Origin of the sequence: Streptomyces sp. E2N166, from assembly GCF_003671715.1 — a bacterium.
GTDB lineage: Bacteria > Actinomycetota > Actinomycetes > Streptomycetales > Streptomycetaceae > Streptomyces > Streptomyces thinghirensis.
On sequence record NZ_RAIF01000032.1, the window covers coordinates 722,078 to 725,176 of the forward strand.

Consider the following 3,099-nt stretch of genomic DNA (forward strand, 5'->3'; position numbering starts at 1 on the left):
GACCGTACGGGCCATGGCCGCCCATGTCGCCGACGCCGGCCGCCCCGCGGAGCCCGCCTCGTCCCGGCCCCGCCGCTCCCGGGACACGGCTGCGCTCGCCCGCCGCCGCGACCGCAGGGGGCGGCGCTCATGACCGGCCGGCCCGACGCCGCCACGCCCACCGCACAACCCGATCCGTCCGTCTCGCCAGGGGGTTCCGTGTCCAGTTGCCAGGTCTGCTCGCTCAAAGCCGGTCATCCGGGAGTGGTGCTCGACGACCAAGGGGTGTGCAACCTGTGCAACCTGGACTTCGCCGAGGACCTGCTCGTCAACTACCGCTACACCAGCGAGGTGTTCACCGAGTTCCAGCAGGCGCCGCCCGGCGCCGGTGAGTACGACTGCCTGTTCATGTACAGCGGCGGCAAGGACAGCACGTACATGCTGGACAAGTTCGTCAACGAGTACGGCAAGCGGGTGCTGGCCTTCACCTTCGACGTGCCCTTCGAGAGCGAGCACGCCGCCCAGAACATCGCGCTGGCCCGGGAGAAGATCCCGGCGACGTTCGTCCTCGACGCCGACGACGACAACATCAAGCTGATGATGCGCGAGGTGTTCAACCGCCCCGCGCCGAAGAAGCCCGGCAAGTACCTCGACGAGAAGCTGCCCTGCGTCTCCTGCCGCACCTTCTTCGTGCTGCGCGCGATCCTCATGGCCTACCGGCAGAAGATCCCCTACATCGCGCTCTGCGCCGACCCGCAGCAGATCCTCACCATGGAGTCCAACGTCCGGGAGGTCGTGCGCGACTTCTACAAGACGTTCGGCGAGCGACTCGTCGACACGCTCTTCGGCGGGCAGCTGGAGGAGCTCCTCTTCGACGACGACGAGAACCTGCCGAAGATCGTCTTTCCGTTCATCGCCATGCGGCACGAGTACGACCCCGACCGCATCGTCGAGGAACTGCGCGCCAAGGGCCTGTACCAGTCGTCTCCGATGGAGACCCACTGCACGCTCTTCCCGCTGCTGAACTACTACTCGTTCACGAACTTCGACTGCATGTTCTACAAGCTCAACGCGGCCAGCCACGTGCGGTCCGTCAAGCGCAACGCCTCCTACGACCGCAACACCTTCAGCATCAAGTTCCCGCGCTCCCTCGACCTCGCCGACGTGGAGGACCGGCTCGGCAAGGTCGTCAAGGAGATCGCGGCGGGCGAGGGCGACCGCGACGAGCACGAGCGCAGCCTCGTCGACCTCTTCCAGCGCATGGACGCCTCCGAGGACGCCGCCCGCTTCGTCGCCCGCAGCTTCCTCGACATGCGATCCGTCGCCGCCGACCTCGGCATCCGGCTGAGCTGACACACGAGCAGGAGAACCAGCACCATGACGCTTTCCGACTCCGACGTCGCCATCATCGGCATGGCCTGCCGCTTCCCGGGCGCCGACACCGTCGACCGCTTCTGGGACGTCCTCAGCCAGGGCCGCGAGACACTGACCCGGTACACCGACGAGGAACTCCTCGCCGCCGGTGTGCCCGCCGCCCGGCTGGCCGACCCGCGCTATGTGAAGGCCGCCCAGACCATCCCCGGCACCGACCTGTTCGACTCCGGGCTGTTCCAGTTCACCCAGGACGAGGCCGAGATCCTCGACCCGCAGCACCGGGTCTTCCTGGAGTGCTCCCTGGAGGCCCTGGAGCGGGCCGGCTACGACCCCGAGCGCACCGACGCCCAGATCGGCGTCTACGCCGGCGCCGGCATGAACACCTACCTGCTGCACAACCTGGGCGAGCGCTACCGGGCCGCGTCCTCCGTGGACCATTACCGGCTGATGCTCGCCAACGACAAGGACTTCCTCGCCACCCGGGTGTCGTACAAGCTCAACCTGACCGGCCCCAGCGTCAACGTCAACACCGCCTGCTCCACCTCGCTGGTCGCGCTGCACACCGCCTGCCTCGCGCTGCTCGGCGGCGAGTGCGACATGGCCCTGGTGGGCGCGGTCCACCTCAACCCGCCGGGCCAGGGCTACCAGTACCAGGAAGGCATGATCTTCTCGCCCGACGGGCACTGCCGCGCCTTCGACGCCGAGGCCCGCGGCACCGTGATCGGCAGCGGCGCCGGGGCGGTCGTCCTCAAGCGGCTGAAGGAGGCCCTCGCCGACGGCGACTGGATCCACGCCGTCGTCAAGGGCTCCGCCATCAACAACGACGGCTCCGCCAAGACCGGTTACACCGCGCCGAGCATCTCCGGACAGGCCGCCGTCGTCGCCGACGCCCAGGAGGTCGCCGACGTCGAGCCGGAGACCATCGGCTACGTCGAGGCGCACGGCACCGGCACGCCGCTCGGCGACCCCATCGAGGTCGCCGCGCTCACCGAGGCCTTCCGCGACGGCACCGACCGGTCCGGGTACTGCGCGCTCGGCTCGGTGAAGACCAACATCGGGCACCTGGACACGGCCGCCGGCATGGCGGGCCTGATCAAGACCGCGCTGATGCTGGAGCACCGCACCCTGGTGCCCAGCCTGCACTTCACCGAGCCCAACCCGGACATCGACTTCGCCGCCGGCCCGTTCTTCGTCAACACCGAGAAGACCGAGTGGAAGAGCGGGACGGGCCCGCTGCGCGCCGGGGTCAGCTCCTTCGGCATCGGCGGTACGAACGCCCATGTGATCCTCCAGGAGGGCCCGGCCCGCGAGCAGGCCCCGCGAGAGAGCCGGCCGGAGCTGCTGGTCCTCTCCGCTCGCTCCGAGGACGCCCTCGAACAGGCCGCCGCCGCCCTGGCCCGCCACCTGCGGGCCCATCCCGGCCTGGATCCGGCCGCCGTCGCCCAGACCCTCGGCCTCGGCCGCCGAGCCCACACCCACCGGCTGGCCCTGGTCGCGGACAGCACCCGCTCCGCGGCCATGGCGCTCGCCCTCGGCAACGCGGAGCGCATCCGCCGCGGCGTGGGCGGACGCGAGCCGAGCGCCCCCGTCCTCGTCTTGACCGGCACCGGCGCCGACCCCGCCGACGCGGCCGAACTGTACGGGTCGGTGCCCGCCTACCGGGACGCCGCCGACGCCTGCGCCGCGGCCCTGGGACGCCCCGGCGAGGCCGAGGCCCTGCTCGCCGAGGGCGGCACGGTCGCCGCC

2 protein-coding genes are annotated in these 3,099 nt (G+C 70.5%); both read left to right on the plus strand.

The window, feature by feature from the left end; genetic code table 11:
• The first annotated feature begins 198 nt into the window (after nt 1–198).
• On the plus strand, nt 199–1,332 hold the full coding sequence (locus EBH09_RS30315; RefSeq protein ID WP_121751077.1) for an OzmP: 1,134 nt from the start codon (nt 199–201) through the stop codon (nt 1,330–1,332).
• 24 nt (nt 1,333–1,356) lie between these two features.
• On the plus strand, nt 1,357–3,099 hold a 1,743-nt coding region (locus EBH09_RS30320; protein ID WP_153182747.1), incomplete at its 3' end, for a polyketide synthase.